This window comes from Dyella sp. 01L423 (assembly GCF_056399945.1).
On the sequence record NZ_JBFTSI010000002.1, the window covers coordinates 857,590 to 879,256 of the forward strand.

Consider the following 21,667-nt stretch of genomic DNA (forward strand, 5'->3'; position numbering starts at 1 on the left):
GATGGCGTCAGCGGTGATGGAGCAAGCGCGCTTGCGCTTCGATGCGTCCGACGGGCCGCTTGAGGTCTGCCTCGTGCGCAGCGGTGCGCCGCTTACGCGCCAAGGCGCGGCCCAGCTCGCGCGCCTCGCCTGCCAGCGCATGGCCGGCACCCAGGTGCTCGATCCGCTGGGCAAGCGCCACATCCAAGCCGGTCCGATGGCCTTGGCAGCACAGCGCAAGCACGTGTTCGCCCACGGTGACCGGCCGTTCGGCTAAGGCATCGGCCGTTGCCAAAAGGGAATCACGGGCGACCTTGATGCGATCAAGGCCCATGCGCAGGTTGGCGGTGATGTGACGCCAGGCGGTGTGACAGGCCGCCTCGGAGTGAGTTGCGCAAGCGAAGCCCACAGCGCAAGCGTGCGTGGGCACGAGGTCGCGCAGGGATGGGGGCAACATCGCCACGAGCGTGGCCACGTGCTCTGCCATCACTTGCAACTGGTCGGCGCCTCCCATGGGAACGGTGTCGGCTTGCCGTTCCAAGAGCCACAGCTGTTGATGCACGATGGGGTCGAACCCGGAAAAGTCACGCATGGATAATGGTCTCGCGGTGCGCGGCGCGCGCACAGGTGGGGGCGGTCACGGCGTGGGATGTCCTTGCGCTGCGGCGCCCTGCCAGTCCACCGACCAATGCACCGAGGGCAGACCGGCGTCGTTCAGTCCTGCGATGCCTTGGAGCACAGGCAGGCCTTCTGCGGCCAACCGTTCGGCCAACTCCGACAGTTGGCGCCGATCGGTAGCGCTGGGCACGGCGAGCGCACCGTTGGGATGGCTGTGCCATTCGCCGATGTAATCGACTTCGTGCTGCGTGCGTCGACGCGCCTCGGCCACGCACGCGGCAACGCCGCTTCGGCCGCGCACGAAGCTCGCCGGTGTGGCGATGCTGTCGGGCGGGGCAGGGCACGCATCGACGATCCAACACCCACGCAGCATCGCTACCAGCAAGCGCAATTACAGCATCGGGATCGATCGGGAAAACTTCTGCAGGTGTCCGCGGTGTTTTATCTAACGTATCTTCTGGTTCTGCGATACCAAAGGGAGAGGCCGTCTCGGCCAGGGAACATTCACTGAGGGAACCCCTCAGCTGAAACATCCATTCGAGCCGCCCCCAGCCCCCCGGGTCCGCCGAATGGGCAAGAGCCGGATTTTGGCTCAGTACCTCTAGCAACTCATAGAAGCTCGGGTGTACTAGGCCATCGGACGCGAACTGGAAAGGCGGGTGATAGAACGTCCGATCAGCTTGGGACCAGATACCCAGCAGGCGCCCAAGGGCGCGCTCTTTTGCGGCCATCTCATTGCACGCTGACGCAGTGGCGCCACCAAGCAGGCGGCCAGCCGCCTTCGATGGGCGAGGCGCGCCCGACCGTGCAGGTGCCCTCGCCGGACCTGCTCGCGGCCGCTACGCTGGCGGACGACCTGATGGGCCCCGACGGCGCGGTGCAAACGGCGCTGGTCGCGCGCTACGAGCAGCTTGACGAGGACGCGTTCGCCCGCGATGCGGCATCCCATTCGCATGTGGCGGCAAACCTGTTGTTGATCGCCGCCACGTTGCGCCCCATGGTGCTGGCCCCCAGCTCCGGGGCGGTATCGGTGGCCGATTATTTGCACCTCGACGGGCAGTATGTGGCGCTCTACACGCTGGTCAACCGGTTGCGCGAAATCAGCGCCAAGCTCGTGGGGTTTCGCATCGACCCGACGGTGCTTCGCCACGCGCGCGGCGAAGCGGCCACCCGGGCGGAACTCGAACTGCTGCAGCGAACCGCCCAGGACTGGCTGACCACGCAGGCGCCTGCCTTCACCATCCGTTACGCACCGGCCACGGCCGTGTGGAAACAATGGTTGCGCCCGGAGGGCTTGATCGAAGCCTTGGTGTCACCGGTCATCCATATGCGCCTGATTGCATCTGCCCAAGCAATTGGACAAGTATTTGGCAGTCCTCGTCGGACCCCAAGTAGTCCAGCGGCAGCTTGTGACCCAATGCCGGAACAGGACTGCGGAGCCAGGAATCAACCCATGCGGCAGGATCAAAACCTTCGGGGTTGCCACTGGCATGGACCATGGCGTCCACAATTTGAATCAATTGGAGCCTGCGATCAGCTCTTTGATCCGTCATGGCAATGGGCTCAAAATGTCCAGGTCGGAGCTAAGCCTACCGTGATTCGACCGGAACACGTGGCCAACCTTAAACGCGTTGCGAGGAAGTTGCTCAGTGATTACCGCGTCGATTGCACAAAGTTTCCGCACACACAGCCCAATGAAAACCGCTCACTCCACGACGCACTGAGGTCGAGAAAGATCAAGATTTAGTTCCGCAGACTCTCATCCAAGCGAGGGCCGTGCCAAGCCGCAACTTTCCGCGATTGCGCCATGCTCTATTTCGCATAATGTATATTATGTAAAATTAAATATGGATCGCCACCAGGCCCTGCCACCATCCAGCTAACCATGTCACCTAACCAGTTGCCCATGTCACCCCGCCATAGGCTTCGGCTCAAAACGTCGGTCACGAAGCAAACCAAGCCTACAAACGAGATCTGCCGCGCACGATTGCGGCTGCACTGATTGATGCGCCGCTCCCGGCCAGGCATGGCGCAGAATCGTCTTGCGTAGCCAGCGCCAAGTCCTCAATCGAATATCGCCACGCTCTGTCGGCTCAGCGCGACGGGTTTCCCCTCGGGGCTCCACAGCACGGCGCTCTGGTTCAAATAACCGCCCTGCGCCGATTCCACGGCAGCATCCATCAACCATAGTCCGTCGCGTGCGGGGCCGCAGTCGTCGGTCAGCATCTCCAGTGTCCAGCTGAGCGAGCTGGCGTTGGTTGGTTGATTGACCAGCGACAGGCCGGGTGATGGGATGGTGTCGGCATAACCGATGATCTGCCCCTCGCCCAACGCACCGGGCCCAGCATAGGGCTCATCGCGGAATCCGACGTAGATTTGCGTCTTCGGATGGGCTGCCCCCTGGAAGATCGACACGCCGTGCGACCAACGCATCGTCATGTGTTTGACGAAGCGCGGCAGGACACCTTCGATATACGGCATCGACGAGCCCAACTCCGGCGGCGGCGCGTCGGGCTTGGGCAGTTGAATATCGATCATCGAGTGGCGCGATTGCCCGAAGGTGCCGACCACCAGGCACGCCGTATGGCCCCGATCGAGAATGCGTGCTTCCGCGTGGATCACCGATTTGCCGGTGCGCAAGACGTTCGCTTCGATATGCAATGGTCCCGGCGGCACCGGCGCGATGAAGCTTGTCTGCAATACGCGCAGCGGCACCGAAGGTGGAATCAGGCCGCGCATGGCACGCACCGCGATGGCTGCCTGAAGGCCTCCAAAGATGGTGCGCCCCTGTGCCCACTGATCAGATACGTCAGCAGTCCACATGCTCTCTATCGGTCGAACCGTGTCCAGCATCTGCGAATACAGCATGATGTCCTCTCGCTCAGGAAAACTGAAAGCGCCCGCTTTCAAGGCTTTGATACGCACAAACCCCACATCACGATCGCCACCGCGATCGTGATGGCCACTGAGCCGCCGGCGATCAACGTCGTCACTGCCAGCTCGCGCAGCCGGCTCGCCTGATGTCCGGCACCGGCGACAGGTAGCGCTCGACTAGCACCCCACACGGCGGCGAGCAGAATGCTGGTGAAAATGGCATAGGGACCGGCTGTCGCGGTGATTTGTGCGGTTCGTTGCGCGACTTCGGACAATACCAGGTGCTGCCACATCAAGCCCTTCGCCCACAGCGCCATGCCACTCTGCAGGCCCGCCACATGCACTGCCACGCCCATGCGCGGATTGGCCAATACTGGAATGGCGAAGGCGACAAGAAGACCGAGAAGGAACAGCACGGTGCCCGCGATCAGTAGTTGCTGTTGGGATCGGATTCATTGATGTTCTCCGGGCGGCTGGGACAATCCCCGCAGACCCTCGTGTATTGCAGACGGATGGCGGATTCATTCCTCGGGGCTCGTCGGAAAGATCATGCAAGTCTCGCCGCCGTGCGCAAGCACGCCTGTCACGGTCGTCGAAGAACCGGCCTTCACTCGTCGCGATCCTGCCGCCGCGATGGATCACCCTGCCCTCGCAACGAACGATGCCGCTCGACGGCATCAGTGGGCGAACGACGCTGATCTTCATTTCGACTGTCGTGTAGTTTTCGCCGACCTTCAACGTCGTATGGATGCTATGAAAGAATTAACCAAGGCTTTGAAGCGCACCTGGACATCTCGCAGGCACTCAGGCCGATCCCATGACTCGAGTCAACCAATCGAGTACGCCGCGCACGGAGCGAAAATCGTCGAGGCTTCGCGCTGGAATCTCGGGATAGGCGCCTGCGGCCATGTCGGCGAGTGCGCGGCCGGGCCCTAGTTCCAGAAAAGCGGTGGCACCTGCCTCCACGCAGCCCGCCAGGCATTTTTCCCATTGGATGGGATGCGATATTTGCAAAGCGAGCTTGTGGAGATCGTTGCCGGCATCCAGCACGGGATCGCCATCGATGCCGCTGAAGAGACGAACCCTCGGTTGGCGTGCGGCTTGAAGATGGACGTCTGCCAGGGCGCGATCAAAAGCAACAGAGGCGTTCGCAAGCAGATAGGTATGGGACGGCACCTTCACCGGAATCGACGAAACGCGCAGGGCGCCCCGCCGGGTGGCCTCGTGCGCAATGTGGTCCAGCGCGCTCTTTCGGCCGGCGAGTACCCAGGCGTTGGCGGGATTGCAAATGGCAACGGCTGCTTCGCGACCTGCGCATAACTGGTCGACCGTCGCCTTGTCCAATCCACGAATAAAAAGCATGCCTTCGTCGCCGTGGCTTTCGGCATCCATCAGGCGGGCCCGCGTGTCGACCAGGTCGAGCGTTTCGGTAGGCCCTATCCAACCTGCCACGCCCCAGGCCGCCACTTCGCCCACGCTGTAGCCTGCCAGGCAGCGCTGGCTCGGAAGCACGCTGTCGAGCAGCGCCGCTGCGGCCAGCGCCTGCAGCGTGCAAAGCAGTTGAGCCGTCCGATTGAGAAGGAGCGCATCCCGGCCGGCTTGCTTTACCAGGACGCGGGGATCGCTACCGAGCTGCGCCGAGACATGTTCAAACAGCGAAGCGGCTTGAGGGGCATCGCCTGTCAGGTCGAACATGCCAGGGTGCTGGCCGCCCTGTCCGGAGCAAAGAATGGCCAGTGCCATGCGCTATGCCATCTCGACGGTAGAGCGAAGCGATGGCCGCCGCTCCAGATCCATCGCGAAGACGCTCATGGCGAGAAGATCAGCCGCGCCGCCCGGACTGAGCCGACGCCGGACAAACGCTCGATGAATGTGTTCGGCCCGTCCTTGCCATGCAGGATCGCCGACGCCGCCTTGGTCGAGAAAGGCCTGCGCCGCTTGCTGCGCAAAACGCAAACCCTCCGCGCCGCCGCGATGCAATAGATTGGTGTCTTCGACAGCGGCAATCAATGCGAAGCACGCCTGCACGCGTGCCGCTTCATGCTGGCCCGGCGCCAGGTATTGCGCATCGCGCAGTGCAGGCAGTCCAACCTGATAGACGCTGGGAAAACCTTGCGCGGCTTCCTGGCGCGCACCGCCGGCACCATAGCGCGCGCCGGCTATTTCGCCATGGCTATCGGGGAGTCTCGGGCCGGCTAGGATCTCCCTGCCCCACCGACGTTTGACCATGGCGCCAAGTTCTTCGCTCCCATCGACAAGGCCAGCTTCTCGCAGGCCGGCCGCCGCGCAGAGCAAGCCAATGCCAAAGATGGCGCCGCGATGCGTATTCACGCCGCCGGTAGCCGAGAGCATGGCGCGTTCGGCGCGCAAGCCGATCTTGCGGAGCGTTGGCATGGATGCATTGTGCATGCCTGCGTCGACCAAGGCGGCGAAGTAAGGCCGCAGAGCCGCTGCGCTTCGCCTGAAGGTGTCGGCGTCCATATCCACATGGCTTCCCGTGTCGACATGACTCACCAGGCCGGGCTTTGGCCACGTCTCGATTTCCAGTATCAAGCTGCGCTCGGCGCATGCCGCCACGCGCTCCTGGAATGATTGAACAGGCGAGTGGTCAGCAATCGGAAAATTCAACGCTGCGGACAGGCGAGCATTCATGAGCGGATTCCAATAAACGATTCCCGCTGACAGAGGATCACGTCAGCCGCAGTTTTGAGGGCTACTTCAGGCACGCCGGAGTGCAGTTCGCGCCAATTCACGCCGGCGCCATCGGCGCGCAGAAGTTCACCGTCGATTCGTACCGGAGCGCGCGAATCGATTTCGGCCAGATCCGAAAGAAACCAGTTGATCCGATGGCGATCAGGAAGTGTCCAAACGATATCGAGGTCGGAGCCCGGACTCAGATACGTCAGACCGGTCAGCCGCTGCCATGCCAGGCTACCGAACACGCGAGCCTCCACACCGTACGCCCTGGCGTGATTCGCCAGTTCCCGCAGGCTCAGTTGCCAGGCGGCCGGTGCCGTATCGACGCATTCGGCCAACGTGGGTAACGGGATTGTTGCAACGATATCGTCGGCTGCCATCTGTACGGCGATGCGACGCTTGCCTGCCGAAGGCGGCAGCGGCAGGCCAAGCGGCAGTCCGCCGCCGTCGCCGGGCGCGGGACGACGCACGATGAGCGGCCAGCCACGATCGACCCAGCCGGGCAACAACGGCTCGTTCGCCAGATCGCTGTGCGACGCGAGCCACGCGCTCCAGGCAGCGGATCGAACGTGAACGAGCCGATGCCGTTGCAACAGCGGATCAGACTGCAGCGCGTGCAAGTTCATGGACACGCCTCGCGATGTCGGCAGCCTTGGGACGACCGTTACGCTCCGCACCGAGCTGGTCGCGGTTGTCATCCCGCTCGACCGGACGGGACAGTTGCACCTGCAGTTGATCGGACAGGGAATTGTCCGGGTCCAGCGTGACGGCCACGGCGCCCGTCTGAAACAGGTTGTCCAGTCCAGGCGCGAAGACCGGTGTGGACTTGGCCTTCTCCTCGAGCACTTCGATGGACAATTTGGTCACGCGCGACATGGAGGGAAGATCCATCACGGCGGGCTCCGCACCGGGTAGCGCGAGCAACGTGCGCGTTGCCAGCGCCGTGGCGATGAATGCTCCCGCCGCTGTGTGGCCATAGAGCAAGCCGATCGTGCGGTGCCCCAGCTTGTCGGCGAGCATCAGGCACTTCGCCAGATGAGCCAGGAACTCGTTGATGCCAAGGAGCTCGTCGCGCTTGCTCATGCGCTGGCTGCCGCTGTCGATCAACACCAGGATGGGCTCGTTGCCACCTGACTTGATGACTTCGATGACGTTGCCAGCGAGCCGGGCGGCCTCTTCCACGCCCACCGGCGTTTGGCCTTCGACGCCTATCACGGCAATCGACCCGCCCTTCGGGAGTGGGCCCCGCCCGGATATCAAGCCACTCTCGCGCACGACGTCGTGGCCATGGGGAAACAGCGATGCAAGAATCTTATCGAGCGTCATGACGAAGCTCCTGAAGTCGATCGGCGAGCACAACGAATGTTTCGTGGGACATGGCGGGGATGCTTTCCGGTTCGGTTGCACCCAGTGAGCGCCAGACGTCGAGCGCATCGGCGCACGCGCCAAAGTCGCGGATACGCCGGGTGAGGCGAGCCTGCTCCGCCTCCAGTGTGTCAAGGGTCGGTGGCGACACAAGCTCGATGAGATAGCGTGCTGCATCCCGGAAGCTTTCGATGGTGTCGTCGGCGAACACTTCCGCACCGCCGATCAGGCGCCGATGCTTGCCGCCCATGGTGCGCCATACCAGGGCGCGATCCTTGGAGTCGAACTCCTCTACCCCACGATTGGTTTCAATGACCTCGGGTCCTGAGACGCTGATTCGCCCCTGCTCCGATACCGCCAGGGCCGAACAGGAGCCGGCAATCAATCCACCGCCGCCGTAGCATCCCGAACGGCCACCCACCAAGCCCACTACCGGCACGCCGGCGAAGCGTGCTTCCATCAAGGCTCGCATGATCTCGGCAATCGCCAGCTCACCGGCATTCGCTTCCTGCAGGCGCACGCCGCCGGTGTCGAACAGGATAAGTAGCGGCACCGAAGCGATATCGCGAGCGGCACGCAACAGTCCCGTCAATTTGGCGCCGTGCACTTCGCCAAAGGCGCCGCCCATGAAGCGGCCTTCCTGCGCGGCAACGAACACGGGCGCGCCATCGATCCGGCCGAGTCCCACGATCATGCCGTCGTCGAACTGCTCGGGCAGATTGAACAGTGCCAGGTGCGGACTCGTCTCGCGCATCTCCGGGCCGATGAATTCCACGAAGCTGTTCGCGTCGAGAAGACCTTCTACGCGCTGCCTCGCCGAGGCTTCGTACCAGCTATCGGTTGATGCAAGGGACTGGCGCTCGGTCTTGGTATTGTCCAGGGCAACGGTGCTCATGTGCGCTCTCCTTCCATGGCGCTCACGGCCTGCGCCAGTCGAAGCGCGACCGTGTCGGGGCGCGCCCCGCCGTCGTTGATGGAGAGCTTCAGTCCGCCCGGCGACCTGCGTTCGACAAAGTCGGAAATCACGGCCTGCCACACGTCGCCGAAACCTTCTGCGGCGGTGCGAATGGCCACTTCACACTCCCCGTCGGGAAGTATGCGTTCGACCAGAACCTCCAGATTTCCCGAGGCCACCACGCCGACGATGGCCTGGCTTCTGGTGCCCTTTGCGCGCTGCTGCGCCTTGCTGCGGTAGTTGAGTGTTTCCACGATGGGTCTCCTCACCAATTTCGGAATTTGGACGGCGGTGCGTACAAATGGCCGGACCACTGCACCAGATCCTTGATGGAACGGGCTGCGAGCCAGCGACGGTCGGCGTCCAGGGGATCGATGCCCAGATCTTCCGGGCGTTGAATCACGCCGCGCTCTCTCAATTGCTGCACGAGTTTCTTGTCGCGCGCCCGCCCTACGTCGGTATAGCCTGCGACGCCGCGAATGGCGTGCTCACGCTCGTCGTTGCTCCGGCACAGCAGCAGGTTGGCGATACCCTCCTCGGTGACGATGTGGGTGACGTCGTCGCCATAGACCATCACGGGCGCCAGTTCCAGGTCGAGCTTTGCAGCCAGTTTCAGGGCGTCCAGTTGCTCGACGAACATGGGAGCGTTCTTCTCGCCAAACGTCTCGCCGATCTGCACGACCAGCTTTCGTCCTCGGCGCAACGGCGCGGGACTATCGGGGTCGGCCTCCTTGCCCGCCTGCAACCAGGGCTGGCTGGGATGGCGCCGGCCACGCGCGTCGCTGCCCATGTTGGGAGCGCCGCCAAAGCCCGCCACGCGGTCAGCGGTGACGGTGGATGAATTGCCATGCAGGTCGATCTGCAAGGTGGATCCGATGAACATGTCGCAGGCATACAGGCCGGCGGTTTGGCTCATGGCGCGATTGGAGCGCAGGGAACCATCGGGGCCGGTGAAGAATACGTCGGGCCGCGCCTGGATATAGGCATCCATGCCCACTTCCGAACCAAAGCTGTGGACCTGCTGCACCCAGCCCGATTCGATCGCGGGGATCAACGTGGGATGCGGATTGAGCGCCCAATGGCTTGCCACTTTTCCCTTCAACCCCAGGCGTTCGCCGTAGGTAGGCAGCAACAGCTCGATGGCAGCCGTGTTGAAGCCAATGCCGTGATTGAGGCGTTGCACGCCATAAGGCCCGTAGATGCCCTTGATGGCCAACATGGCGGTAAGGATTTGCGTTTCGGTGATGGCGCCGGGATCCCGCGTGAACAGCGGCTCGACGTAGAACGGCTTGCCGCTTTCGATGACAAAATTCACCCAGTCACCCGGGATATCGACACGGGGAAGTTTGTCGACGATCTCGTTGACTTGCGCAATGACGATCCCGTCCTTGAACGCGGTGGCTTCAACGATGGCCGGGGTGTCCTCGGTATTGGGTCCCGTGTAGAGATTGCCCTCGCGATCGGCGCTGACGGCGGCAATCAATGCCACCTGGGGCGTGAGGTCGACGTAATAACGTGCGAAAAGCTCAAGATACGTGTGTATCGCACCAAGCTCGATCTTGCCCGCAAAAAGCAGTTTGGCGATGCGCTGGGACTGCGGCCCCGAATAGGCATAGTCGAGGCGCCTGGCGATGCCGAGCTCGAAGAGATCCAGGTGCTCGGGAAGCACCACCCCCGATTGCACCATATGCAGGTCATGGATCCTGACCTTGTCGACCGCAGCCAGCGCGCTCGCCAGAAGGTCGGCCTGCTTCTGGTTGTCGCCTTCAAGACAGACGCGATCGCCGGGTCGAATGACCGCCTCGAGCAAGGCCGTGGCGTCCGCCTTGGCGACGCGCTTGCCCTGAGCGTATGTCGCTCCTGCACGTATTCTTTCATCGCGCAGGCGCTGCGCGCTGTTCCAGACGGTCATACCAAATCCTCCGCGTATTTCAGGCCTTCCGCCGACAAGCGAGAGCATTGGGGTCCGCGGCCAGAAAGCCCGCTGCGCCATGCCTCGCACTCGATGGAAAGATCCTAACTCGCGGAACGACTTGGATTTATGAAGTTATCAGAGGGGATTCAGAGGGATCCTCGATGAGACCCGACGCAAGTGCAGCTGCGCCATGCGGTGGCCCGCCGGGTTGGCAACAGGCCACCTGGCCGACTCAATGCTTGGCAAGCTTCTCCAGCGTCTTGCCCTTGCATGCATCCGGCGCGAGCACAGGATTGCAACGGGCGGCGACGCCACCGGGCAAGCCCACCTGATAGCCATGATCGGACGGCTCGCCCGCAGGATAGTCAGTGCTGACCATCTGCGCGCCACTATTGATGATCGCGTCGCGGCGGGTGCCGTCGTTGCGCTTGCCCTGCCCCTGCTCCGGATCGTCAGAGCGCGTGCGCACCAGATAGCCGCGATGGACCAGCTCGTTGATCTGCGGCGCACTGCACTCGTTGCATTCAGTGAAGGCTGCGTCAGGTGCGCCCGGTGTGGCGTTGGTGAAGATCAGCCTGTCTTTCAGCACCGGATGCCCTTCGAGATAGGTGGACTCCGCTTTGCGCTGGTCGAGCAAGAACACCACTTTGCCGCGGGCTTTGGTCAGCGTCGGCCAGCCGCCTTCGCGCACGGCCTCGTCCAGCGTGGCGTGGCTTCCGCGCACTTGATCGGGGGTGATGATTTCGTCGGCGGCGAAGACAGAGGCGATTTCCTTGTCCAGCGCGTCGAACACCGCAGGCGTGAACGGATCCGGCGTGACGCTGGGAATCTTCGCCTGCAAGGCGCCTTCTTTCGTTTCAACAAGGATGAAGATCGGCACGTGGCCCGGGTGTGCCTTTGACCACGCGCGCACTTCGCTCAGGCAGGCGGTGAATGGCTGGCAGGTGCTGCGCTGGTCGATGTCCTGAATATGCATCACCTTGAAACCGGGCTGGTCGAACACGCCCGGCGCCGCCAAGGGCGGATCGTCCGGCAGCCCGGCCAGATCGATCATGTGCGAGATCGACGGATGCGCGTACTTACCGCCCTTGGGGTCGGCAAACACGTCCAGCTCGATCTGGCGCACGCCATCGTCAAGCTGTTTGGTCAGCGCCGGATGGCTGTAGTCGATGGCGGCGAGCGCCTGCGGCGCTTCCGATTGCATCAGGCGCGTGGCGCTGGGCGCGAAGCCCATGTGATAGCTGTTGTGCGTGCCGATGACCTGGATCTGGTTGATGCGCAACGCATCGTCGGCGGCGGCCGGCGACACCAGCGCCACGGCAGTCAGCGCAAACAGCGACCATGAAATGGAATGACGCAGAAGCATGGGGAACATCCTGGAATCGTGTGGAGACCGCGCCGGATTCGCCGGCGCGAAGCAAGGAATCAACGCTTGGCCGTGCAGAGCGCGAAGCCGGCATCGGACAGCGAGGGTGGCGGTGTCGTGGTGCCCCAGCGTGACGGTGCCGGCCCCATGACCAGGTTCAACGTACCGCCCTTGGCGATCTGGCCGTGACGGAACCACGCGTTGTCCAGCGGCTGGCCATTGAGCGTGGCCGACTGGATATAGCGATTCACGCTGTGCCCGTCGAGGTTGTCCGCGACGATGGTGAAGGTGTGGCCGCCACCGAGGTCGATATCCACGCGCGGATACGACGGCGTGCCGATCAGGTACACGTCCTGCCCCGCGTTCGGATAGAAGCCCATCGACTGGAACGCATACCAGCTGGACATCGCACCGGAATCGTCATTGCCCGGAATGCCGTCGCGCGAATCCTTGAATGCCTTGTGCAGATACGTCAGCAGACGATCCGCGGTGCGGTCCGGACGCCCTGCCCACAGGTAGAGGTCGGGAATCAGGAAGCCCGGCTCGTTGGTGATGTCGAAATGCAGGCCGTCGAACAAGGCATCCAGCCGCTTGACGAAGGCCTCATTGCCGCCCGACAGCTGCACCAGCTTGCGACCGTCCTGCGGCGCGTAGAGCGAGTACGTCCACAGGTCGCCTTCATAGTAGAAATCCGGCCAGGTCCCGCGACGCACCAGGTATTGCGGCGCCCAGCTTCCATCCGCATTGCGCGGACGCAGGAAACCATTCACACCCTCCTGCTGCCACGAGGCATCCCACAGGTTCGCCCAGTTGCCGGCATGGGATTTGTAAAGCTCGGCGTCCTTCGCATGACCGAGCCCGCAGGCCACTTCGGCGATGCCGAAGTCGTCATAAGCGTATTCGACGGTGCGCGAACCGGCGCGTTCGGTCGGCTGTGCGATGTAGCCGAGCGCGTTGTACGACTCCAGGCCGCCACGTCCTTCCTTGCGTGCATTGGCGGGCGGCACCTGTGCGTCCTTCTCCATCGCCTTCAACGCCGTGGCGTAGTCGATGCCGCCGAGCCCTTTCACATAAGCATCGGCGACCAGCACGTCGGCATTGCTACCGCCCTGCGTGCGGCCATTGTCGTTGCCCACGCGCGCATCGGGCATGTATCCGGCGTGACGATAGGTGTCGATCAGCGAACGCAGGATGTCGCGCTGGCGATCCGGTGCGATCAGGATCAGCAGAGGCGCATCGCTGCGAAAGGTGTCCCAGATCGCCTGGAAGTCGTCGTAGTACGGCTCTTTCGAGGACCACTTTGGATTCTCGCCGGTGTGGTCCGACGGCATCATCATGGTGTGGTACAGCGCGGTATAGAACTGGCGGCGCTGCGACTCCGTCGCTCCGCCGATCTCGATGCGGCCCAACGCTTTGTTCCACTGGGCCACGGCGGCGTCGCGTACGTCGTCAAAGCGCCAGTTGCGCACTTCCTCGGCCGCATTGCGGTGTGCCTGCTGCGCGCTGACAAAGGAAATGCCCACCTTCGCCTGGATCGTCTGCCCCGCCGCGACGCGATAGTCCAGCGAGGCGCCCAGCGGGCGGTCGGTGTCGGTGCTGGCTTTCGGCGTGGCGCTCAAGGTGTCGCCCAGCCACGTCTGCGCGCCTTGCGAAGGCGTGTCGGTGATCAGGTCGAAATACACCTCGTACTCGCCGCCTTCGTTCCAACCGCCAATGTAGCGGCCCACGCCGACGATCTCATTCGGCGAGACGACCGACATCTCACCGCCGAGGAAGCGCTGCGTTTCCTCGCCCGTACCCTTCTCCAGCAGGTCCATATCCAGCGTGATGTGCGCATCGCCGGCCTGCGCGAAGGTGTAGCGATGCATGCCCACCCGACGCGTCGCGGTCAGCTCGGCTTTCAGGCCGTAGCGATCCAGGTTGACCGCGTAATAGCCGGCACTTGCCTGCTCGCCGCTGCGCGGCGAATGGATGTCCTTGGGATTGAGCGTGCCCGTGACCGGCGCGACGCGGATGTTGTCGTACTTGCCGGAGCCGCCACTCAGGTGCAGATGGCTGAACCCGCGGATGTCGCCTTCGCTCTGGAAACCTTTGCGCGCGCCGAAGCCACGGATGTCAGGGCCAAGCTTGACCATGCCGAACGGCGTGGTGGCGCCGACGAACACTTCGCCGAACCAGTCCTCGCCGATCAGGGGATCGACGTCCGCCGCGTGATCGGCGGCCATCGCGGGAATTGTCGGAACGAGTGTGGCGAGGCCAAAGATGGCAATGCGCAAGGCCTTGCGCAGTAGTGGATAGCGTTTCATCGGGATCATGTCGACTGTCTTCTTCAGAACGTATAGGTCATCTGGACGGTGTAGTTGCGTCCGGACAGGTAATAGAACGTCGGATTGGTCGCCGCGCCGTTGCCCTGGATGACGCTGCGATGGTCGAACAGGTTATTCAACGAAAGTTGCAGTCTTAGATCAGGCATGAACCGGTAACCGAGATTCAGGTTCGTATAGTTGTACGCCGGCAACCGCGCGTTCGGGTTGTAGTTGGCGCCGCTGGTCTCGCCGGTGGCCGTGTAGCGCGCACCGACGTACTTGGTCAGGAACGAACCATAGAACTGGCCGCGGTCGTAGATGAAACCGACATCGGCCGTGGAACTGGGCGCATTGGCAATCTGCAGGCCCGTGGTTTTCGAATACGCGCTGTTGAGGCTGCCGTTGGCGGTGAAGCTGAAACCCGAATGGCCGAGCACGCGCGTGACCTCGGCCTCGATGCCCTTGTAGATCACGCCGCCCTGGTTGAAGTACACGCTGATCAGCGAACCGCCTGGACCAATCGGTTCTTCGACGCTGTTCACCAGGTTGCCGAAGTCGATGTAATACACGTCGATGTCGGCGACGGTCTCCTCCGTCTTCCACACCAGGCCGGCCTGGTAGTTCTTGGTGGTCTGCGGATCGACTTGGCTGCCGTCGCCCTGCAGGATCGTCACCTTCGGCGCCTGGAAGCCCTCCGCCCACTGCGCATAGCCGGACAGGTTGGGGCTGAAGCGATAGTTCATCGCCACCGCACCCAGGTTGGTGCTGAAGTGGCCGCTTCCGCCCACGGGCAGGAAGTTGGAAACGCCATCCAGTGTGCGGTCGAAGTCCACGTGCTTGAGACCCGGCACGATGCTCAGGTTGTCGACCGGCCGCCATTCCACTTCCACGTAGCTCTGCGTGGTGTTGGAGTGGGCATTGGTGTCGATGATCTGGTCGTTCGGCGTGCCGGCCAGCGTGCGCGGCGTCATGCTGGAGAGATCCACCGTCACCTCGTGCTGGCTCTGGTATGCGTGCTCTGCCCAGATACCGGCGCGCAAAGTGCTGTCGAGCCAGCCGCTGCCGAGATCCTTCTCCGCGCGCAACATGTCGCCCCACGCACGATAGGCGCTGTGGTTGATCGCGCCGGGCACACCGCCGTGCGGCAGCAGCGCCTGGTTGGGCGTATTGCCCAGCAGGTCTACGCCGCCGGGACCGCCATCGCGCAGGCTGTACGTGTAGAGCTTGTTGTCCAGGCGCCAGCTGTTGTAGTCGCCGTGCAGCTGCAGGTACTCGAAATCCGCGTGGCGATCGTCCACGTCGTACTTGTAGAAACCCTGCGTGTCGGGATCGTCGGTCAGGCCGCCGAAATCGATGCCGTAGCGGTCGGTCTGCTTGCGCGGCTGCGCGGTGAAGGTGTTCCAGTTGACCTTGTTGTAATCGGCCACCAGGGTGAGCGTGGTGTGGTCGCCCAAGGGCTGTTTGATCTTGAACAGCACGTTGTCTTGCTTCAGGCCGGCGTTGTCGAGCAGGCCGTCCGTTTCCAGATGGCTATAGTTCACCGATGCCTGCGTGCCGAGGCTTCCGAACGTTCCCGTGTTGCCCTCGCCCGCCACCTGCCAGGTGTTGCCGCTGCCATACATGGTCGAAAGCTGGCCGGAGGGCTTGTCCGTGGTGGGCGCCGAGTACAAGGCCACGGTACCGCCGAAGGTCGCATTGCCGAGATTGCTGGCGGTGCCGGGGCCGCGATCAACCACCACTTCGCCCAAGGATGGCGCGGGAAAGAATGCCGTGGTCGCATGACCGAACGCACCCGGGTCGCCAAACGGAATGCCGTCGAAACTGACGTCGTATTCGCCGTCCTGGAAACCGCGCACAGTGCCGCTCTTGCTGGAGAAGCCCGCACCATTCGGCGACGCATTGATTGCCGACGGCGTGAGTTCGAGCAGCGCGAGGTAATCGTCCTTCGGCGACGCAATGGTCTGGATGTAGTTGCGGTTGAGGATGGATTGCGGCTCCAGTTCCGACAGGCTCGCCTGCGAGGGCGCCAGCGCGGATGCCGTGCCCGGTGGCGCAGCATTGGGATCGTCGACCGCAGCCGACACGGAAATACCCTGCAGATTGCGCGCGTCCTGCGCGGCCACGCCGCAGGCGGCGGCAAGGGCAGCCACGCCCAGGCCGAGACGGATTGCTTGACGCATGAACGACAGACTCCTTTGTTGGCACGCAGTCACCCGCCACGGAGCCGTTCTGGCCCGGGGATCGTGTCGGAGCTGCTGAAATGTGCGACGATGGAAAAGAGTAGCGAAAGCTATCTTTCGGTCATGACAGCAAGTTGACGCTCATGTGGCGACGCAAGAGGCATGGCATTGCGGCAACGCATGCGCATGAGTATTGAAGACTGCTAATGTCGCCGCACGCTCCGTCATCGACCACACGCGTTCGACCAACAAGGAATAGGCATGGGCACCCGCAAGGCCGCGAAGAAAACTGCACCACGCGCGGCAAAGATCAATCTGGACACCAAGCAGCAACCGGTGCAGCAACGCTCCGTGGAAACGTTTGAGCTGATCCTCGAGATCACCGCACAGCTGCTCGGCGACGTGGGCGTGGAACGGCTGTCCACCAATATGGTGTGCGAGAAAGCCGGCATCAGCCCGCCGGCGCTATATCGCTATTTCCCCAACAAGTACGCCATCCTCAAGGAGCTCGGCGAACGCCTGATGGCATGCCAGAACCGCGCCTATCGCGAATGGCTGGAAGCGGAGCAACAACTCGATTACGACGGCTCGCGCGAGGCCACCACGCGCGGCCTGCGCGACATGCAGTCGCGCATCAATGCCGCCACCATGGCCTTTCCCGGATCGGCCTGGATCATGCGCGCCTTGCGTGCGGTGCCCACGCTGCGGCATATCCGCCTGGATTCGCACGAGTCCGTCACCGAGACCAGCTACGAGGCACTGCGCGGACGCTATCCGCATGCGGATGAAGCGGCGCTGCGCCTCTCCATGCGCCTGTCCACCGAAGTGATGTACGCCGCCACGGAAATGGTCATCGACAACCCGCAGCTCGACGGCGACCTTATCAATGCCGAAGTAGCGGAGATGATTGTTCGCTACTACGACAAGTTCGTGGAAAACGAGGAGGCCTATGCGGGCGCACTGAAGAAGCGGGCGGTCCCGAAGAAGCAGCTCAAACCGAAAACGGCGTCTGCCGCGCGCAAAACGCGGCAACGCTGATCGCACCTTCCTGCATTCAATGTGTTCGTGGCGACTGGTAGCTTTCGCCGGGAACGATCGTTGTAACGTAGCCGCCGCTCCAATCGCGATCGAAGATCGATGTCAAGGTGCCGGCCGCTGACTTCCCATTCACGCGCACCGACACATCCACGGTGGTATGGAAGTAGCTCCACTCCCAGTTGCCCGTGCCAATGAACAACTTGTCGTCGTCCGCGACGGCATACTTGGCGTGCTCCACTCTCGCGTAAGGAATAAATCCGCTCGGCGATGGCGGGACGCGGCTGAACTTCACGGTGATATTGGGTAGCGACGCCAGGCTTTTCAGGTAGGACTGCGCGGGCTCAGTGAGAGACCAGTCGCCGACGATGATACGGACGTCCACGCCTCGCGCGGCCGCATCGCGAATGGCTGTATCCAGGCTAGACCACCAGCCCTTGGCGCCGTACTGTTTGATCGCCGACAGCGTCATGACCTGTATGCGCAAGACGTGCTGACTCGCATCGATCATATGCATCAATGCCCCCTCTTCGCTGCTGACCCACGTGGGAATGAGCGATGACGGACTGAAAGCCGGGAAAGCCGTGATCGGTGAAGAACCGCCATCCTGGAGAACGACGGGATTGTCTTCGGTGACAGGCGTGAAGTCGGGCGAAGCCTGCGCTGCCTGGGCGGCCTTGGGCAAATCCGGATGGCCGGCCAGTTGCCAGTCGAATTCAAAGGACGCTTCCACGGTTTTTGCAAAGCGCTCATTGCGAATGCGCGCACCAATTTCGTGGATCTGTTCAAGGGCTCGCCAGTCCCAGTTCTGGCTGCCGATAAACACAGCCTCGTTGTCGATCACCATGTATTTGGCGTGCAGCACGCCACCCGTCAATTCGTCCACGGGAAGAACGCGGATCGTGATGCCGGGCACCTGACGCAGGCGATCCACGCCCTCCTGGTTGCTCTTGAGAAACGTGTGATCCACCAGTACCCGCACGGCGACCCCCGCCGCGGCGCGCTCGGCAAGTGCATTCAATACAGGCGAAAGCGCCCCGCCGCCCGGCTTGTCTGCGATGTAGAACGCAGCCACATCGATGCCCTTGTGGGCAGAGCGGATCATCTGCAGCCAGATGGCCTGCGTGCGCGGCACGCCTGGTTCGCCATAGAACGTTGCCTCCGGCACGCTTTCTACGATCTGAAAGTCAGCCTCGGGCGAGCGCGCAACAGGCTTTGCAGCAACGATCGACAACGACGATAGCCCCAAGACCATGCATGCGCACGTCAGCTTTAGCGTACTTGACCCCATGCTTCGCTCCTTAGCGAGGACCCAACAGAATGATTTCTTTGCTTGAGACGGTTTCATGCGATGGCTCGTGATGCTTCAAGGGAAGCGCAGTGACGGTATTGGCGTGAAGCGATTCACCTGCGATCGCGCATTGGTGATCTTCCAATTCCTCGGCACTGCCGCGGTTGCCCCGGTCCAGGGACGCCTTGATGCTGAGCAGGATGAATCCCGGGTGGCCGTCCGGCGCTCGCGCTCCGACGACAGCGAGGCCATGAAGATCCATTGAGTCGCCCGGCGGGAGTGATGTCGCCAACGACTTGAAGGGGTCATCCGATAACGATGCGCCGTCCACCCATCGGGCGGCATAGGCATGCCCAAAGGGAGGCAGCGGCTGGGCCAGCTTCTGCCACTGGGTGCCCAAGGCAGGAATCAGATGCTGCAAAACTTCGTGCACATCCGTCCGCACACAATCGATATGGATGTGGAGCTGATCCTGTGATCTTCCATAGCGGGAATTCACGGCAAGCATCAGTTGGTCGCGCGGACGAGGGCCCTGCAACGCCGCTTCCACATATTGCTTCGCGTCCCAGGCTCGCGCGAAATAGTTGGGCACGCGGTCCTTCCGCAATGCCGGATCTTCCACACCGCTGATGCGGTCAAGGGGAATCAGCAGGTACTGATAGCGCCCGATCTGATCCTTCAGGATGACGTAGCCGCCATGGCCGCCCTCCCCTGGAACTTCGATGCAAGGCGATGGTGAGTGGGCGCCAGAGGCCGTTGAAGGCGCGCAGACTTGAGCTACCTTCTTCCAAAGCGCATTTCGGTCTCTGCTGCCCTCTGGCTCTGGCTCTGGCAACGGACTATCGGCAAAGACTTCCTGTGCAAGGCTTGCCAGGACGAGAGCGAGACAAATTGAGGACAGCCGTGTCTTCCGGTACGCGCGGGCCATCATCCCCGTTCGCCTCGTGCCAACAGCCACATGGACACGACGCCAGCAGCAATGCCGATGGCTGGCGCCAACCGTGCATTTCCGGTTGCCTTGAGCCAGGCCGCGGGAAGGATGTCCGCCAGAGCGACGTACAGGATGGAGCCGGCGGCAAACGCCGCCGTCAACGCTGCGACCTTTTCCGATGGCAACGTCGCTGCTACAGCCAACGCCCCCGCAGGCACGGCGAGGGCCATGGCAAGCGACAGAACGAAGGCGCGCCGCGGATCATAGCCATTGGAAACGAGCACGCCAGCGCTGGCCATCTCACGGGGTATCTCGTGGATCGCGATGGCGGCAAGCGCTGCATATCCGGCCGTACGGCTCGCCAAGAAAGCGCCTGCCAGGATGATCCCGTCGACCGCATGGTGAATAAAATCGCTGGCGAGCGTCATCCGTGCAGCGGGCGTGACCACGCTTCCATTCATGCGGTGGGCCCGAACGACGTTTTCGACCAAAGCGAGAAACGTCGCGCCAATGACAAAGGCGAGCATGATCTCGCTCAGGTCGTCATGTGACTTCAAGGCGTGCGGCAAGAGATGCAACAGGCTGTCGCCGATGAGCAAGCCCACGGCGATCGCCTGGAGCCACGGCAGCCAGCGAGTCCGGATGCCACCGGGCATCCATACAACGACACGTGAGAACAACGACGTCGCCGCGAGAACGAGGGACGCCACAACGATTTCGATCAAACGAGCATGCACTGAGACGTCCCAATTGGCCGTTGCTTGACGACATCCATGCCCTTAAACCTGGTCACCGCAGATTCCTTGGGGGGCGATAGTTCTGCTGATGGCTACCTCGTCGACACGACGGCTGCCGCTCCATGGCTGGTCGCATCGAAACGCAATCGCTTCCGATGAAATGAAATCTCTCATCCAAAACACGACCCATCGCCTCGCCTTCACTGCGCGGCGGTGCGTTGGCCAAGCCTCCACTTCTCGCCTCCATCGACGCCAACTCTAGATGTTATGTTATAACATAATGATGATGCACCGGCACGGCAGATGCAGCCCTGCCGGAAGTCATGGCGCACCTGGAGAGGCGATTGCGGCCTGGGCGCTCGTAAATCCATGCGACTGCGCAAGTCGCGACGCCGGCATTCTCAGTTTCCCGAAACGATTTTGAGCCCAATGACGCCGGCCAGGATCAGGCCGATGCACAGCACCCTCATCGGCGCCATGGAATCGCCCAGGATCACGATGCCAAGAATGGCTGTGCCCGCCGCGCCAATGCCCGTCCAGACGGCGTAAGCCGTGCCCACCGGCAGCGTACGCAGCGAGTACGAAAGCAGAAAGACGCTCAACAGGCCGGCAAAGATCGTCAGCAACGCCGGCCCCAGTCGCGTGAATCCTTCGGACCATTTCATGCAGAGTGCAAAGGCGATTTCGAAGACGCCGGCAATCGTGAGCAGTAGCCATGACATAAGTACAGAACCCTTCGTGGATTCGCCGGGCACCATGACCCGGCGAAGTGATCGGCAAACCCATGGCAGTCCGATGGGCCGCTCAGGTATCAAGCCGTGGGTGGCGCTGGACAGGCCAAACTGCGCCGTAGATCAGCGAGCCAAGCAGTTGCACGTCCAGCCATCGATCGAGGCGCCGATCAGGCGGCTGCAGCAGCGGCGGGCGTCGAGCGAAATGCGATACCGAAGCGATTGAACGCGTTCATCAAGCCGATCGCGTAGGTGAGATCCGCAAGCTCCTTGTCGCTGAACTCGGCAGCCGCGGCCGCGTAGTCGGCCTCCGGAACGCCGGTCTCGGCAACGCGCGTCACACTCTCGGCCCAGCCCAGTGCAATTCGCTCGCGGGGAGAGAACACCTTGCCCGCGTCGTGCCATACCGGCACCAGGACTAGCTTGTCGATGCTGATGCCGCCCTTGATCAGGTCGCGGGAATGCATGTCGATGCAGTACGCACACCCGTTGATCTGGGAAACGCGCAGATAGACGAGATTGACCAGCTCCTGCGGGAGCCCACATTTCAAGAGGGATGCGTACACGCCACCGAAGGCTTTGTATCCCTCGGGCGACACTTTGGCGTAGTCGATGCGGTTGCTCATGATGTAACCCTTCGCTTGTTGTTGGAGGATTACATCGTGCGGCAACGTGGCTCACCCAAAA

The 21,667-nt window shown here is 62.5% G+C and carries 21 protein-coding genes; 2 read left to right on the top strand and 19 right to left on the bottom strand.

Features of this window, described 5'->3' with window-relative positions:
• Positions 1–7: 7 nt before the first annotated feature.
• Positions 8–571 carry a hypothetical protein gene (locus AC1DMY_RS10425; protein WP_477164876.1) on the bottom strand — a complete coding sequence of 188 codons (564 nt, stop codon included), beginning with the start codon at positions 569–571 and terminating at the stop codon, positions 8–10.
• 45 nt (positions 572–616) lie between these two features.
• Positions 617–970 carry a Mov34/MPN/PAD-1 family protein gene (locus AC1DMY_RS10430; protein ID WP_477164877.1) on the bottom strand — a complete coding sequence of 118 codons (354 nt, stop codon included), beginning with the start codon at positions 968–970 and terminating at the stop codon, positions 617–619.
• Positions 971–1,381: 411 nt separating this feature from the next.
• Between AC1DMY_RS10430 and AC1DMY_RS10435 the strand changes: the two genes are divergently transcribed.
• The gene (locus AC1DMY_RS10435) at positions 1,382–2,344 is read left to right on the top strand and encodes a hypothetical protein (RefSeq protein ID WP_477164878.1); all 963 of its coding nucleotides are present in this window, start codon (positions 1,382–1,384) and stop codon (positions 2,342–2,344) included.
• A gap of 317 nt (positions 2,345–2,661) precedes the next feature.
• Here the strand turns inward: AC1DMY_RS10435 and AC1DMY_RS10440 are convergent, their stop codons facing one another.
• From AC1DMY_RS10440 to AC1DMY_RS10495, 12 genes are all read right to left on the bottom strand, one after another.
• Positions 2,662–3,465 carry an acyl-CoA thioesterase gene (locus tag AC1DMY_RS10440; RefSeq protein WP_477164879.1) on the bottom strand — a complete coding sequence of 268 codons (804 nt, stop codon included), beginning with the start codon at positions 3,463–3,465 and terminating at the stop codon, positions 2,662–2,664.
• A 38-nt stretch (positions 3,466–3,503) separates the two neighbouring features.
• Positions 3,504–3,887, bottom strand: coding sequence for a hypothetical protein (locus AC1DMY_RS10445; RefSeq protein WP_477164880.1), 384 nt, complete (start codon positions 3,885–3,887; stop codon positions 3,504–3,506).
• Between the two features lie 388 nt (positions 3,888–4,275).
• Positions 4,276–5,214, bottom strand: coding sequence for a malonate decarboxylase subunit epsilon (gene mdcH / locus AC1DMY_RS10450; RefSeq protein ID WP_477164881.1), 939 nt, complete (start codon positions 5,212–5,214; stop codon positions 4,276–4,278).
• A 3-nt stretch (positions 5,215–5,217) separates the two neighbouring features.
• On the bottom strand, positions 5,218–6,123 hold the full coding sequence (gene mdcB, locus AC1DMY_RS10455; protein WP_477164882.1) for a triphosphoribosyl-dephospho-CoA synthase MdcB: 906 nt from the start codon (positions 6,121–6,123) through the stop codon (positions 5,218–5,220).
• The gene (mdcG, locus tag AC1DMY_RS10460; protein WP_477164883.1) at positions 6,120–6,794 is read right to left on the bottom strand and encodes a malonate decarboxylase holo-[acyl-carrier-protein] synthase; all 675 of its coding nucleotides are present in this window, start codon (positions 6,792–6,794) and stop codon (positions 6,120–6,122) included. Before mdcG ends, mdcB begins: the two co-directional genes overlap by 4 nt.
• A complete protein-coding gene (mdcE, locus tag AC1DMY_RS10465) occupies positions 6,769–7,494 on the bottom strand; it encodes a biotin-independent malonate decarboxylase subunit gamma (protein ID WP_477164884.1) in 726 nt (241 codons plus the stop codon). Before mdcE ends, mdcG begins: the two co-directional genes overlap by 26 nt.
• The gene (locus AC1DMY_RS10470; RefSeq protein WP_477164885.1) at positions 7,481–8,428 is read right to left on the bottom strand and encodes a biotin-independent malonate decarboxylase subunit beta; all 948 of its coding nucleotides are present in this window, start codon (positions 8,426–8,428) and stop codon (positions 7,481–7,483) included. The genes mdcE and AC1DMY_RS10470 overlap by 14 nt, the downstream gene beginning before the upstream one ends.
• Entirely contained in the window at positions 8,425–8,742 is a 318-nt protein-coding gene (mdcC, locus tag AC1DMY_RS10475) for a malonate decarboxylase acyl carrier protein (RefSeq protein ID WP_477164886.1), read from the bottom strand. The genes AC1DMY_RS10470 and mdcC overlap by 4 nt, the downstream gene beginning before the upstream one ends.
• A gap of 11 nt (positions 8,743–8,753) precedes the next feature.
• The gene (gene mdcA, locus AC1DMY_RS10480; RefSeq protein WP_477164887.1) at positions 8,754–10,400 is read right to left on the bottom strand and encodes a malonate decarboxylase subunit alpha; all 1,647 of its coding nucleotides are present in this window, start codon (positions 10,398–10,400) and stop codon (positions 8,754–8,756) included.
• Positions 10,401–10,635: 235 nt separating this feature from the next.
• Positions 10,636–11,769 carry a phosphatidylinositol-specific phospholipase C1-like protein gene (locus tag AC1DMY_RS10485; protein ID WP_477164888.1) on the bottom strand — a complete coding sequence of 378 codons (1,134 nt, stop codon included), beginning with the start codon at positions 11,767–11,769 and terminating at the stop codon, positions 10,636–10,638.
• A 59-nt stretch (positions 11,770–11,828) separates the two neighbouring features.
• Positions 11,829–14,084 carry a GH92 family glycosyl hydrolase gene (locus AC1DMY_RS10490; protein WP_477164889.1) on the bottom strand — a complete coding sequence of 752 codons (2,256 nt, stop codon included), beginning with the start codon at positions 14,082–14,084 and terminating at the stop codon, positions 11,829–11,831.
• 14 nt (positions 14,085–14,098) lie between these two features.
• Positions 14,099–16,255 (bottom strand): TonB-dependent receptor, encoded by a 2,157-nt coding sequence (locus AC1DMY_RS10495; protein ID WP_477164890.1) that lies wholly within the window; start codon positions 16,253–16,255, stop codon positions 14,099–14,101.
• Between the two features lie 261 nt (positions 16,256–16,516).
• Between AC1DMY_RS10495 and AC1DMY_RS10500 the strand changes: the two genes are divergently transcribed.
• On the top strand, positions 16,517–17,293 hold the full coding sequence (locus AC1DMY_RS10500) for a TetR/AcrR family transcriptional regulator (RefSeq protein WP_477164891.1): 777 nt from the start codon (positions 16,517–16,519) through the stop codon (positions 17,291–17,293).
• 16 nt (positions 17,294–17,309) lie between these two features.
• Here the strand turns inward: AC1DMY_RS10500 and AC1DMY_RS10505 are convergent, their stop codons facing one another.
• From AC1DMY_RS10505 to AC1DMY_RS10525, 5 genes are all read right to left on the bottom strand, one after another.
• Positions 17,310–18,524 (bottom strand): phospholipase D-like domain-containing protein, encoded by a 1,215-nt coding sequence (locus AC1DMY_RS10505; protein WP_477164892.1) that lies wholly within the window; start codon positions 18,522–18,524, stop codon positions 17,310–17,312.
• A gap of 67 nt (positions 18,525–18,591) precedes the next feature.
• Positions 18,592–19,512 carry a CDP-diacylglycerol diphosphatase gene (locus AC1DMY_RS10510; RefSeq protein ID WP_477164893.1) on the bottom strand — a complete coding sequence of 307 codons (921 nt, stop codon included), beginning with the start codon at positions 19,510–19,512 and terminating at the stop codon, positions 18,592–18,594.
• The gene (locus AC1DMY_RS10515; RefSeq protein WP_477164894.1) at positions 19,509–20,237 is read right to left on the bottom strand and encodes a ZIP family metal transporter; all 729 of its coding nucleotides are present in this window, start codon (positions 20,235–20,237) and stop codon (positions 19,509–19,511) included. The genes AC1DMY_RS10510 and AC1DMY_RS10515 overlap by 4 nt, the downstream gene beginning before the upstream one ends.
• A gap of 413 nt (positions 20,238–20,650) precedes the next feature.
• Complete coding sequence (gene sugE / locus AC1DMY_RS10520; protein ID WP_477164895.1) at positions 20,651–20,971, bottom strand: quaternary ammonium compound efflux SMR transporter SugE; 321 nt, start codon at positions 20,969–20,971, stop codon at positions 20,651–20,653.
• Between the two features lie 179 nt (positions 20,972–21,150).
• Positions 21,151–21,606 carry a carboxymuconolactone decarboxylase family protein gene (locus AC1DMY_RS10525; protein ID WP_477164896.1) on the bottom strand — a complete coding sequence of 152 codons (456 nt, stop codon included), beginning with the start codon at positions 21,604–21,606 and terminating at the stop codon, positions 21,151–21,153.
• Between the last annotated feature and the right edge of the window lie 61 nt (positions 21,607–21,667).